This window comes from Marinifilum sp., assembly GCF_965230805.1.
In the GTDB taxonomy this organism is placed as follows: domain Bacteria; phylum Bacteroidota; class Bacteroidia; order Bacteroidales; family Marinifilaceae; genus Marinifilum.
The window spans coordinates 4,447,398-4,460,462 of sequence record NZ_OZ246019.1; the positions used below are offsets into that span (position 1 = coordinate 4,447,398).

Sequence of the window (13,065 nt, forward strand, 5' to 3'; positions counted from 1 at the left end):
ACACCTCTAATTCAAAAAAAGATTTAATAAAAAATATAACTCGCAAAACCTGGCACTTGGTCTTAAGAACAGATTTGAAATTCATACATGCACCAAATTATAAAAGTAGATTACCAATTAAAGGCAAATCTGAAGGGGTTTCTTGTATTGAATTTTCAATGAGTATTAGTTCCTTCAATTTATTGTCTTCGATTAAATGAAAGGGAAAATCTGTGAGTTGATTATTTCTTAAATAAACATTCGTGATGCTATTTGAATTCAAGATATGCTCTACTCCTTCCGACACCATATTGTCTGTAAAATCAATCAGTTTTAGTGCTTTACAATTCGTAAGCAGTTCTGGTATTTTTGTGAAATGATTATTTCCCATATATAATTTTTGAAGTTGAGGAATATCAACAATAGATTTCGGCAATCCCTTAATTTGGTTGTTTCGAATATCAATACAGCGTAAGCTACTTAGTCTTGAAATTTCATCTGGAATGGATTCGATCTTATTTCCCTGGATGTCTAAAAATTCCAGATGTTTGAGCTTGAAAAGTGCTGAAGGCCAACTGCCTTTTAAATTGCACTTTGCAATATTTAAGTGGGTAACATGTCCCAAATCATCCATTTGATAGCCTTTAATTAACCAGTTAACCCGCCTTACCTGTTTTAAGTTGCGATTGATTTGACCAATCAGCTCTTCGATAAGCTGTACATCTTTCATTAAATGTATCAATGATTCGTTCTTCATTATTTAAAATTACAAAAACTCAACTAATAGATAAATAACTAAAGCAAGCAGTAAGACTTTAAATCCCAGCCAGGAGTTTGATTTATTCTGACATACCATCATGTACTTTGGTCTCTCTTTTCCGGTAACAATACATTGAATAGAAAGAAGAAGATAACGAATAATTCCTCCGATAAAACAAAAAATAGGATTCATAATTTTAAGTCTAACTTTGTTGTGGCAAGATATCACGATTATGAAGAAGAAAAATAAGTTTATGCAAAAAAACGAGGAAGAAATTAAAGAATACATCCACAAAAATAAACTGAATGCTTGCAGAACTCAATCTGGATTATACTACGTAATTGTGCAAAAGGGAGTGGGGAAAATTCCTACACCCAATTGTAATGTTTCCATTGCTTACATCGGGTATCTAACCAATGGACATATTTTCGACAAAAGTGAAAGCCTGGAAATTAACCTCTCTGTGGTAATTGATGGATGGAAAGAAGGTTTGTCCTATTTTAAAGAAGGTGGTGAAGGAATATTGCTTGTACCATCGCATTTGGCTTATGGTAGTGCAGATTACGGATCCATTCCAGGTGGATCCGTTCTGATATTTGATATCCTTTTAAGCAGAGTTTTTTAATAAAAAAACCTGACAGAAATGCCAGATTGGGTAATCTCGAGAAAACGAATTTATATTCTTTTCATCATGTGCTCAATCTCTTTAATTTGAGCTGATAACATTTTCTGCTTATCCAGGCTTTTAGCTTCTTGCAAGTAATATTTTGATAGTTTCTTGTTTCTTCTGGAAAGATAGATACCCGATAAATTTAAATTGGCTACTGCTTTATCAGTCTTCATTCTTAACCCTGCTTTAAGAGCTTTTTTAAACTGTTTTTCTGCTTGCGTGTTATTATGCTCTTGTGAGTTAACCAGACCCGATAAATAATAATAATAAGCCTCCTGACTTTTAATCATTCTTTCTGGATGTTTTACACCACTTAGTACTTTACCTGCAGTTTGGAACTTATTTTTTCGAAGAAAGTAAAAGGCAAACAGGTTCTTCTCGTTCTTAAAGTGCAGTAAAACAAATATTCCAGATAGGAATAATGTAAGTACGCCCAAACCAACCAAACTTTTAATAAACAGGAAGATTGAACCCAACAGTAAAATTCCGGCAATAATCAATCTTATAATGTTGCTCAACATGACTTGTGTATTTTTTAATTTGTAGTACAAAACAAAGCATTTTTTGTTAAAAACCAAGAGGCTAAATAAGGTGTTTTACGTTTTTACATTGATTTAAAATTAACTTGGATTAATCTGAATTATGCAAGTTGTTGAATGCTAGCCAACCATCATCTTAAATTGAATGCAAATCAGGAGGAATTGTTAGCAATCAATTCTCTAAGATCGGTTAATATGTTTTACTATATTTACCAGAATATTAACAACAGCTGTTATTCTATTGTATCTCAAACTTATTATTGCATGAAAAAAGCAAATCACAAATTTATCTTCAGCATTGTAATCCCTACCATTGTGGCAATTTCTATGTTTGTGATAACTTTCTATATCATCATTATTCCTTTGTTCGAACGCAGTATGATGGATCGAAAAAAAGAAATGATTCTTGAATTAACCAACACAGCCTGGAGTGTATTGTCAGAATATCAGGAAACATATCAGAATGGAGAAATTACATTGAGCGAAGCTAAACAAAAAGCTTCCGAACATATTGGCAAGATGCGCTATGGCAATGAATTGAAAGATTATTATTGGATCATTACCAAAAATCCTAAAATGGTGATGCATCCGTACAGGCCTGACTTAAATGGCACCGATCTTTCTAATTTTTCTGACAATCATGAAAACAAACTATTTGTTGATGCTGCTGACTTGGTAAAAACCAAAGGCGAAGGTTTTATTCAATATTATTGGCAATGGAAAGATGATGCTTCTAAAATATCGCCAAAATTATCGTATGTAAAAGGTTTTTCGGATTGGAACTGGGTGATTGGTACAGGAATCTACCTGGACGACGTAAGAAAGGAAATTAGTGATTTAAAAAAGACTCTGCTTAAAATCTTTTTTACAATCATCTTATTTATTGGCTTTATTCTATTATATGTACTTCGGCAATCGCGCATTATCGAGGAAAAAAGACTAAAAGCCGAAAAACAACTGCTTTCCTCCATCCAGAAATACAAGAGCTTGGTGAATGCTTCAACCGAAGGAACACTTATGGTGGTGAATCAAAAAGTTGTTTTTTCAAACAACAAATTCTCCAGCCTTTTCGATCACAATAATATCATCGGTTCTAAATTCTCAGATCTTTTTAAAATGAATTGGGATGATTTGGCCAATAAGATCGAGAACCCTAATAAAACATCCACTTTTGAAACGGAATTAATTAACGCTCATGCTGGCTTGGAAAATGTAATTGTATCACTTACGCAGATTAAATTATCGGGCGAAGTTGGATACATTGTGCTTGCTAAAAATGTAACAGAAAAAAAACGCATACGATTAGATGCCAATAAAATGTCGGAAGACATTCAGCTTTCTTTACAGCTTATGAATCAACCTATCGATAATCTGATTCATAAAAATGTATGCTGCAATTTAAAAACTTCAATACATGAAGTTGCCAAGCTAATGACCGAACAGGAAAGTAAAATCATTTGTGTAAAAGAAAACCATGAGCTGATTGGAGTTATTACGGATACTGATTTGCGAAGAAGGGTTTTGGCAGAAGAAAAAAACATGAATCATTCTATTGCCACTATCATGACTGCTCCTGTTGTTAGCATCGGGCAAAATGCGCTTTTGTACGAAGCAATTTTAAGATTCAAACAGTATAACATTTCACACCTTTTAGTTGAAAACGGTTTTGGTGAAATGATTGGAAATATCAGTAGTAAACAATGCTACGAAATGCAGCAAAATTCGCTAAACCATTTGATTAATCAGATTAAGGAGTGTAGCACGGTGGATAGCATTAAACGCATTCAGAATAAGGTTCCAATTTTAATTCAAGCCGTATTCACCAGTTCCGACAACATTAATAGTGTGTTGCGCATTATTACATCTATTGCAGATGCCATTACCTCAAGAGTAATAGAGTTGGTTATTGCAGAAGTAGGCGAAGCACCTTGCCAATTTGCTTTTATCTGTATGGGAAGCGAAGCCCGCTCCGAGCAAACTCTTAAAGCCGATCAGGACAATGCAATTATATTTGCAGAACATAGCGATGAAAATAAATCTTACTTCCTCAGATTTTCGGAAATTGTAAACGAAAATCTTCATACCATTGGCTATTCCAGATGCAAAGGTGATTTGATGGCCGGAAATCCTGAATGGTGCAATTCTCTTTCTGTTTGGAAAACTTACTTTTCAGGATGGCTTAGCAATCCGGATATGCCCAATGTGCTAGACAGTTCTATATTTCTTGATTTGAGAACCATTTACGGAAATAATAAATTGGTAGATGACCTGTTCGAACATATATATGGAGAATTAAAGGACAATCAGGAATTCTATAACCAATTGGCTAAATCAGTGATTGCCGGTAAAGCTAGCATCGATAAAAAATCAGTAAATATTAAAAAGTTCTTACACCCAATTATTGGTTTCCTTCGAATACATGCCTTATATCATTCGATTAGAGAAACGAATAGCCTGTTTCGATTGAATCAATTAATGGCTTTAGGTGTGTTGAGTGAAAAAAATGCGGATGACATTGAAGCCATGTTTAATTTTTTGATGCATTTAAGATTAAAGTGGCAAATTTATTTAATTATGGATAACGATTGGCCTGAAAATGAAGTTTTACTAAAACATCTTACCGAAATCGATAAAAATACCTTTAAACGAATAGAAAAAGAGATTGTATTGCAACAGGATATTCTCAAGACTACTTTTAAAATTTCGGAATATCAATAATTTAATAAAGCTAGTATTGCATGGCCAAACAGAGATTGCAGCTTTGATGTTCTGTTTTGCAAGGTTATCAAATAAAGTTTACAGGCTAAAAATGGAATCAGCAAATCCCTTGGGCTTAATACTAAAAATCCTCCTTATCACATGATAAGAAGGATTTTTATAATTCGTTTTTATTTATTCAGCACCTATTGATTTCCTAAAACGAAGTGCTTTTTCTCTAAATTCATCAAATTCTCCGTATTCAATAAACCTACTCACCCTACCCTTACATTTTTTACAAATTCCTTTGATCAGAATATCATTCATCTCATTTAAAACATTCTCTTTTACATCAACGCCTTTGGAGCACATTTCTTTACAATGAACGCAATAAGTACCTTCCTGAACGATATAGTCGTATGCAGCCTTCTCCTGTTCATCCAAAAGAACGTTTAATTGAAATTGATTGAGTTTTATTTCGTGGTTCTTGTTCATAGTTTGATATCGGTATTGTTAATTGATAGTGGTTTTTTCAATTCAAAAATTAGCTTAACGAAGTTAGGAATATTCCAACTTACGACAAATTATTTTACACATTTTATCATTAAATAAAAAAAATCGCACAATTCTCCTCTTATTTAAAGACACTCATGTCCTTTATAAAAGATTTCATTATATATTTGCTCTAAATAGCAATTTAAGTATGAGTTTATATCAAAAAATAATACGCCCCTTTTTAATTCAATTTGACGCTGAAAACATTCATATATTCACTTTTTCTTGTTTTAAGTTTTTACAAAAATTAACTGTGGTTCGATACCTCTTATCCTTACTTTTTAATAAGAGACATCCTGTTTTAGAAAGAGAGTTGTTTGGTCTAAGATTCCCGAATCCTGTTGGGCTTGCTGCTGGACTCGATAAAAATGCAGAAGCTTTTGATATTTTGGGAAGTATGGGATTTGGTTTTGTTGAAATAGGCACATTAACTCCTAAATCACAAGACGGAAATCCTAAACCTCGGCTTTTTAGATTCGTTAACGATAAAGCCATTGTGAACAGAATGGGCTTTAATAACGATGGAGTTGTGGAAGCAGTTGAACGTTTAAAAAAGAAAAAGACAAATATTATTATAGGAGGTAACATCGGGAAAAACAAACTTACTCCGAACGAATTAGCTGGCGATGATTATATCAATTGTTTCGAAGAACTTTATCCCTATGTTGATTATTTTGTCGTAAATGTTAGTTCACCAAACACGCCTAACTTAAGGGCTTTACAGGACAAGGAACCCTTAAAAAACATACTGAATAAACTGATGGGGCTCAATAAAATTAAGACGAAAATAAAGCCAATACTCTTAAAAATAGCTCCGGATTTAAATGAAAATCAACTTGACGATATCATTGAGATTGTAAGAGAAAGCAAAATTGCAGGTATTGTTGCAACAAACACAACAATTTCAAGAGATGGCTTAAGCTATAACAATGAAGAAATTGAAGCTATAGGTGCAGGCGGGTTAAGTGGAAAACCCCTTAACGAAAAATCTACAGATGTGATTCGCTATATTCATAAAAAATCTAATGGTACTATCCCTATTATTGGGGTTGGAGGAATCATGAGCGTTCAGGATGCGTTGGATAAACTAGATGTTGGAGCATCGCTAGTTCAGATTTACACCGGTTTTATTTATAGTGGCCCTGCTTTGATCAAGAATATTAACAAAGCTCTTATTGCTCGCAATATCAATAAATAAAGTTCTTACAAACAGGTTAAAAAGCGTAGTAATAGATTTAAAAATATTGGAATCTATAAACGATAATTATAAAGGCATAATATTGAAAAAGGAAGAACTAGTGCTCTTCCATTTTTGTATTCATTTTCTTTTAGATACCAGTTTTATTATAAAGGGAGTCTTTACTTGTTTTTACATTTTTGAGTTTAGTAAAAGAAAAAAACGAGGCTCAGTTACGGCAATATTTCTAAAAAACAAACTCAAATGCACAAAGAATGAGACTTATTAAAAATCAATTAACCGTCTATTTCCTGAGTTCCGCACTTTTTTCAGGCGAAAAGATTTAAGTCGCACTATTACAGGGTTATAAGTTCTTTTTAGTTGGATGTTTGGGTGTCCCAGGCTTATATTTGCACTATGTTTGTGAGAAAAAAGAAGAACAATAGTGGTGTTGTCAGTGTGCAAGTCATTGATAAAAGCTCTGGAAAATACAAAGTGCTTAAAACTATCGGCAGTTCTTGTTCTGATACTGAAATAGAAACTCTTTACCAACAAGGACTTGATTATATCTCGCATTATGAAGGTCAACAATCTTTTGATTTTACAGTACAGGATTTCAAGTAAACCGTCAAACAAAGCATACGAAACATTTCAATTGAAGGTGTCCACCTGTTACTTGGCAGGATTTATAATGAAATTGGATTTGACACTGTTTGTAACGACCTTCTAAAACAATTAGTACTGGTTCGACTGTCGCACCCGGCAAGTAAGTTAAAAACGACTCAGTATTTACACAGATACTTTTCGATAAATATAAAAGAAGACAGGATATACAGGTATTTGGATAAAGTCTATTCTGATCACAAAGAAACGCTTCAGCAAATTAGTTATCATCACACCAAAAAGATACTTGGCGGTATCATCAGGGTTGTTTTCTACGATGTTACAACAATTTATTTTCAAATTGATGATGAAGATGATTTAAGAAAACGAGGCTTTTCCAAAGAAGGAAAACACCAGAATCCGCAAATCGTATTGGGGCTACTTGTTGGTATTGAAGGCTATCCGTTAGCATATGAAATTCATGAAGGCAACAAGTTTGAAGGCCATACAATGCTTCCCATTATTGATGTTTTTAAAGACAAATATGATCTGGATAAGCTAGTTGTTATAGCTGATTCCGGCTTACTCTCATCTTCTAATGTCAAAGAACTTCAGGAGAAAGGTTATGAGTTTATTCTTGGCGCACGCATTAAAAATGAAAGCAAGGCGATTAAAGAAGAAATACTCGCTCTGAATCTCAAAGATAAATCCAGTGCAATTATTCCCAGAACCGATGGAACAAACTTAATTGTCGGATATACTGACAGAAGGGCTAAAAAGGACAGGCATAATAGGGAAAGGGGGCTGATGAAGTTGGAGCAAAGGATCAAATCAGGTAAGCTGACCAAGTCATCGATAAACAATAGAGGATACAATAAGTATTTACAACTGGAAGGAGATATAACTATCAGAATCAATCATGGAAAATTTGAAGAGGATGCAGCATGGGATGGACTGAAAGGTTACATGACCAATACAACACTTTCAAAGGAAGAAATCATCAATAATTATGGCCAACTATGGAAAATCGAGAAAGCCTTTAGGGTTGCAAAGCATGACCTGAAGATCAGACCAATCTACCATAGACTGCAAAAAAGGATTCAGGCGCATATCACCATCAATTTTGTAGCCTATAAAGTTTACAAAGAACTTGAGAGGCAACTGAAGTTAAAAACAGACAAAATGAGTCCCGAAAAAGCCATCGACATCGCCAAATCAATCTATGCAATCGAAATCTCAGATCCCAAAACTGGCAACACTTTTAAAGAAACTCTACTTCTAAATGATGAACAAAAACATCTAGCTAAATTATTTGATTTCTAATTTGGGTGTCCCAGTGCGGAACTCAGGGGATATTCTATAAATGCTCACCCAAATTAAGAATCTAAACCCACAACCGTAACTGGATGTAAAAACCTGAGCTTTTTACGTTAATGCCTGAGCTTTTAACATTAAAACGTGAACCTGGAATTTTAAAAGCTGAGGTTTTAATGCTACAAGCTTAAGTTTTGATGTTTTTTGCTGTCCTTTTAGCTAGTCGATCCTTACTAAGTCAATTTATAAATTAATTTTTCTGGGATTTTGTACTTACTTCCCAGAAAAATTAATGTCCAAAGAATGTGCTCTTTGATTCTTCGCAGTAATGCTTTGAAGTTATATCCTGCAGCAGCCAAGTTTGCATTAACAGAGTTACCAACAATTCCTTTCAGATAATTTCTGATCATTCGGTTACCATGTTTTGTATGTCCAATTACAGGTTCAACAGCAGCTCTGGATCTGCACTTCTTACGCATTGTGTCTTTTGAATAAGGCTGCCTTGAAGAAGGTGGTCTTGGCGTTACAATACAGGTGCCACGTACCATCTTTTTTCCTTTGTAACCTCGATCCACAATAGCATTTTTAAACTTTATCTTACTTATCTTCTCAATATTTTCCAATGCAGGTTCAAGTGTTGATGTGTCATTGGGATTACCATTAAAATTTTTGATGCCAACTATAATATTTACTCCCGGCACTACAGCGAAAGATACTTTTGATCCAAATTCAAACTTTTTATGAGCTTTTCCTTTTGCTATGCAAGCCGTTTCGGGTTCATGTAAACTGTAAATTTTGTTCTTGTCATTTCTCTTTTGAACTACAATTTTGTTACAATTCTTTAGAATCTCCTGGTATTGTTTCAAAGCATCTTCACTGAGTTTTCGTTCCAGTTCCCAAACCAATCGTCCTGCTATAGTTCGCAATTTTCGTAGCGCAGCTGTTGCTTCTTTCTTACGTTTTGGATGATGAGCAAAGCGTTGTTTTAGCAACAGTTTTTTCATTGTTCTTTTGTAATTCTGACGTTGATCAATTCCCTGCTCTTTGGCAATTTTGTTGCATCGTTTAATCACTTTTATCAGTAGTTTGGCATCCGTTGGATAGCTTATGTTTTTTTCCTGGGCTGTTGTGTCTATCAGAACGTCATTGGTACTTCTGATTTCATCTTTTCTGGTGTGAATAGATACTTCCAATATTTTTTCTGCTCCCTCTTCTCCGATACGTTTTCGAAAATGAACCATGTCTGAAGGATCACATGGTGGTTCCCATTGAAACTCTGCTTCTCCACAAAAGTATTGGTAATATGGATTTTGAACCCATTGTACCATAACCGTTTCATCACCTAAATTATAGATCCTTTTTAGTAACAACAGACCAACCATGGTGCGTATTGGAATACCTGGTTGACCTGTATGTGAATACAATGGACTAAAGCTATCTTCAAAATATTGCCAATCAATACGCTTTGATAAAATTATCAGTTCATGATTAGGGTTAATAATATCTTTTAGAATAGGTCGGAATAAGTTCCGTTGATTCTGATTAGGTAATGTTCCTTTCATTATTTCTGCAAGATTTTTACCCAATTTACTAATAACCTTGCAATTAAACTACTCTTAAAACAAAGGTTATTCGCAATTAAATGCTGATTATCAACAACATGGGACATTCTTAAGGATTAACTAGCTAAATTATTTGATTTCTAATTTGGGTGTCCCAGTGCGGAACTCAGGAGTTACGGCAATATTTCTAAAAAACAAACTTAAATGCACAAAGAATGAGACTTATTAAAAATCAATTAACCGTCTATTTCTTCTTCAAAAACAATTCCTTCCTCGTTTATTTTCAGTTCGATTTCGGTGTCGATATCTTCATTTTCGCTTTCTAAATCAACATCATAGTATATGCCACCATTTTTATCCGGACGGATACTTACTTTATCAATTGTAAAGCCTTTGTACTTGGCTAAAATTGATTTTTTGATATCCGCAGGTAGTTTGTCAAAGTAATCAATGGTATTGTGATGATAGCGAGCGGCTATTCCTTCATTTTTGCGATCGACAAGTGTATTGGGCTCCTTAGGGTTTTTTATGAGATCAAAAGCATCATATAATTCACCTGTAGCTGTATACGATTGAAAATGAACTGTATCATGATCAACGGTAACAATCTGCACCAACTGTGTATTCTCAGCATCACGATCTTTTTCAGCTCCCCATTTTTGCCAGCCTTCTTTGTCCAATTTGTACATTTTTCCACCACTTACCGACACCACATACATTGTACCTGTCTGATCCATCTTATTAATTCCTGAGGTTAGATTGTACTCTTTGGGAGCTACATGACCTCGAGCATAAGTATGGTCGTGACCTTGCAACACAAGATCAACATGGAATTTGTCGAATATTGGCTTCATCAAATCTCTCCACTCCTTATTCGAACGACCGTCGGAAGCAGAATAAAGTGGGTGATGAAAGGTAACAATTGTCCATTTGTTAGGATTGTTCGATAGGATCTCCTTTAACCACTCGGCTTGTTCCTTTTTGTGTTCATTTGAGTTAAGACTAATCATTCTTACCCCCTGAAAATCCATATAGTAAGTTGTTTCCTTAAGAGCCTCAATACCTTTGGGGCCATTTTCGGGTAAAGTAAATTGCGGATGCCATTGAATGCTTAGTTGTTCCAGTGAGTCAGCCTGACCTTCAAATAGAGGCTCATATTCATGATTACCTGGAGTAGGGAATCCAGCAATCATTCCATGAATAAAACTACCTGCTTTGAACCATTCCTGCCATTGCACTTCGCTATGGGCATCGCTAATCAAGTCACCGGCGTGAACTATAAAACGAGCATCCGGTGCTTTTTGAAACCCCTGACGGATTAAGCGTGACCACAGTTCTAAAATATAGTTCTGGGCATCACCAACATATAAAAACGAAAATTTATCATTGCTTGCGGATGCAGTTTTAAACTGAATCCATTCACTCCAATGATCACCATCACCCACACGGTATGCATAAAGGGTATTTGGTTCTAATTCGCTAAAAGTAACAGAATGATACTTGCTGGTTAAACCAGCATCTTTTACCAACTTCCCATCCAGCAAAGTACTTTTTGCTTTAAAACGTTTCGAAGTTCTCCAAAACTTGGGAGCAGCAGTTGCTTTTACAATTTCGGCATAGGCTACTTCTATTTTGGGTGATGTTCTCCAAGTAATACTTGCTGTTGTACTGGCATCGGCACCATAGTTTAATACGATTCGGTCGGGATGAACACCTGCTTGTGTCCATTCCAGTTCATATTGCGGAGGCTGATAAACAACTTGGTGATTGTGATTTTGAGCAACGCTTGTTCCAACACATATGGCAAATACCAATGTGCTAAGTAAACTTTTAAAATTCATTTCGATTGATTTAGGGTAAAGATTTGTGGATTCAAAAGATAGAATCTATTAATATTATTCAGGGCGAAATGTAGAAAACATTTTCCCATTGGATGTGTCAATTTTGTTAAAATACTTGCTTATACCAGTTATAATATGAAATGAGTATTAAATTGTTTTGAGAACCTTGAAATTAATAGAGGCAAAAAATAGAGGTATAACCATAGCTACGACGATTTTTTTAAAATAACAGAAGAACGCATAAGTTAGATTGCAATCAACATGTTAACGATGTGCAGACGCACAAAACTGCACGGATGACGATGTGCAGACGCCCCAATTGGGCATCTCTAAGGAACCTCAATTTTAAGATTACTTCCCAAAATATTTTCTAACTTAATTTACCACTAGAATGTATTCTTGGAACCCTTTTTATTTATCTAAACCAATCTTCGCAGACTTAAATTGGTTTGCTATTTCAACCTCTTTGCTTAAGTCGTTAACATTAAATTGCGGCTTAGGAATAGAAAGACACTCGATCATTTGAGGTTCGTTTTTTAGGTATTGATGTATTTCCGGTATATCTATCTCAACACTTTTATCAAAATATTGAGTTTCTATACGGTTGTAGTCCTTCTCGTTACAAAAGTCTGCTACCTTTCGAAGTACAATCTTTCTGGATATAGGCTCGCGTGCATAACTAATTGCTGCAAATATACCTCTCAAATACTCGGACTTACGGGTAAATGGCAAACTAACATGTATCATCAAATACTCATTCGGAATGTCATTTACCTCTGCCATTTGAGCAGTTAAGGTTTGATGACTGATAACTAAACCAATTCCTTTGTAGCTTAATGTACTATTTTTATTGCCTTTAAAAACTTCCACATACTTTTCAATAGGATTGGTTCTAATCCAAAATGGTTCTTTTTTAACTACATACCCGGCAGTAGTAATGTAATACAGGTCGTATAAACCTTCGAAATATTGTTTTACGAAATCATATGAATTGCAACTTTGCTCTTTGATTAAAGAAAAGTAGTCTAACTCTTTTTCTTGGATTAAATAATTGTTAAGAGAGTTTTCGAGCATTGTTATATATACATTAAGCTGTTGCAAAGTTTTATGGGCCGACATGTTGTTTACCAGTGAAAAGGCATAGTCAATTTTCTCCTCTACATCTTCGTTTTCAGCATCTGTTTCGGCAATTACAGGCAATATATTCTTTAGCAAGCTGGATAGTACCGGTGCTGGTAACTCTAATATTGCGGCAATATCCTTTTTCTTATATCCTCTGGATTGCAATGTGTTAGTAAGTTCAAGTAGTTTCTGTGATTCTAAGATATAATTAATCATTACTTTATATTAATTTAATTGAACCAATAT

Annotated in this window: 9 protein-coding genes and 1 pseudogene; 4 read left to right on the plus strand and 6 right to left on the minus strand. The window is 34.6% G+C overall.

Annotated elements, in window-relative coordinates; genetic code table 11:
• Nucleotides 1-97: 97 nt before the first annotated feature.
• A complete protein-coding gene (locus tag ACO05S_RS17320; protein ID WP_421919277.1) occupies nucleotides 98-736 on the minus strand; it encodes a leucine-rich repeat domain-containing protein in 639 nt (212 codons plus the stop codon).
• 235 nt (nucleotides 737-971) lie between these two features.
• On the opposite strand from ACO05S_RS17320, the gene ACO05S_RS17325 reads away from it, so the two are divergent.
• Nucleotides 972-1,364, plus strand: coding sequence for an FKBP-type peptidyl-prolyl cis-trans isomerase (locus ACO05S_RS17325; RefSeq protein WP_421919278.1), 393 nt, complete (start codon nucleotides 972-974; stop codon nucleotides 1,362-1,364).
• A 50-nt stretch (nucleotides 1,365-1,414) separates the two neighbouring features.
• On the opposite strand, the gene ACO05S_RS17330 is transcribed toward ACO05S_RS17325, so the two are convergent.
• A complete protein-coding gene (locus ACO05S_RS17330) occupies nucleotides 1,415-1,930 on the minus strand; it encodes a hypothetical protein (protein WP_421919279.1) in 516 nt (171 codons plus the stop codon).
• Between the two features lie 282 nt (nucleotides 1,931-2,212).
• Here ACO05S_RS17330 and ACO05S_RS17335 point away from each other — a divergent pair, with 282 nt between their 5' ends.
• Nucleotides 2,213-4,666, plus strand: coding sequence for a DUF294 nucleotidyltransferase-like domain-containing protein (locus ACO05S_RS17335; RefSeq protein ID WP_421919280.1), 2,454 nt, complete (start codon nucleotides 2,213-2,215; stop codon nucleotides 4,664-4,666).
• Nucleotides 4,667-4,840: 174 nt separating this feature from the next.
• Here ACO05S_RS17335 and ACO05S_RS17340 read toward each other — a convergent pair whose 3' ends face one another.
• Nucleotides 4,841-5,140, minus strand: a complete 300-nt coding sequence (locus ACO05S_RS17340; RefSeq protein WP_421919281.1) for a hypothetical protein — start codon at nucleotides 5,138-5,140, stop codon at nucleotides 4,841-4,843.
• Between the two features lie 208 nt (nucleotides 5,141-5,348).
• On the opposite strand from ACO05S_RS17340, the gene ACO05S_RS17345 reads away from it, so the two are divergent.
• Together ACO05S_RS17345 and ACO05S_RS17350 are read left to right on the plus strand one after the other, a co-directional pair.
• On the plus strand, nucleotides 5,349-6,398 hold the full coding sequence (locus ACO05S_RS17345) for a quinone-dependent dihydroorotate dehydrogenase (RefSeq protein WP_421919282.1): 1,050 nt from the start codon (nucleotides 5,349-5,351) through the stop codon (nucleotides 6,396-6,398).
• A gap of 396 nt (nucleotides 6,399-6,794) precedes the next feature.
• Nucleotides 6,795-8,303 (plus strand): annotated as a pseudogene (locus tag ACO05S_RS17350) (IS1634 family transposase).
• Between the two features lie 224 nt (nucleotides 8,304-8,527).
• Here the strand turns inward: ACO05S_RS17350 and ACO05S_RS17355 are convergent.
• From ACO05S_RS17355 to ACO05S_RS17365, 3 genes are all read right to left on the minus strand, one after another.
• Nucleotides 8,528-9,856: an IS5 family transposase gene (locus tag ACO05S_RS17355; protein WP_421919283.1), complete on the minus strand. Its 1,329-nt coding sequence runs from the start codon at nucleotides 9,854-9,856 to the stop codon at nucleotides 8,528-8,530.
• Between the two features lie 236 nt (nucleotides 9,857-10,092).
• On the minus strand, nucleotides 10,093-11,697 hold the full coding sequence (locus ACO05S_RS17360) for a metallophosphoesterase (protein ID WP_421919284.1): 1,605 nt from the start codon (nucleotides 11,695-11,697) through the stop codon (nucleotides 10,093-10,095).
• Between the two features lie 411 nt (nucleotides 11,698-12,108).
• Nucleotides 12,109-13,035, minus strand: a complete 927-nt coding sequence (locus ACO05S_RS17365; RefSeq protein WP_421919285.1) for a hypothetical protein — start codon at nucleotides 13,033-13,035, stop codon at nucleotides 12,109-12,111.
• Nucleotides 13,036-13,065: the final 30 nt, after the last annotated feature.

Coding starts and splice junctions, on each gene's coding strand:
- ACO05S_RS17320 (WP_421919277.1), bottom strand. CDS start 736: ATGAAGAACGAATCATTGATACATTTAATGAAAGATGTACAGCTTATC.
- ACO05S_RS17325 (WP_421919278.1), top strand. CDS start 972: ATGAAGAAGAAAAATAAGTTTATGCAAAAAAACGAGGAAGAAATTAAA.
- ACO05S_RS17330 (WP_421919279.1), bottom strand. CDS start 1,930: ATGTTGAGCAACATTATAAGATTGATTATTGCCGGAATTTTACTGTTG.
- ACO05S_RS17335 (WP_421919280.1), top strand. CDS start 2,213: ATGAAAAAAGCAAATCACAAATTTATCTTCAGCATTGTAATCCCTACC.
- ACO05S_RS17340 (WP_421919281.1), bottom strand. CDS start 5,140: ATGAACAAGAACCACGAAATAAAACTCAATCAATTTCAATTAAACGTT.
- ACO05S_RS17345 (WP_421919282.1), top strand. CDS start 5,349: ATGAGTTTATATCAAAAAATAATACGCCCCTTTTTAATTCAATTTGAC.
- ACO05S_RS17355 (WP_421919283.1), bottom strand. CDS start 9,856: ATGAAAGGAACATTACCTAATCAGAATCAACGGAACTTATTCCGACCT.
- ACO05S_RS17360 (WP_421919284.1), bottom strand. CDS start 11,697: ATGAATTTTAAAAGTTTACTTAGCACATTGGTATTTGCCATATGTGTT.
- ACO05S_RS17365 (WP_421919285.1), bottom strand. CDS start 13,035: ATGATTAATTATATCTTAGAATCACAGAAACTACTTGAACTTACTAAC.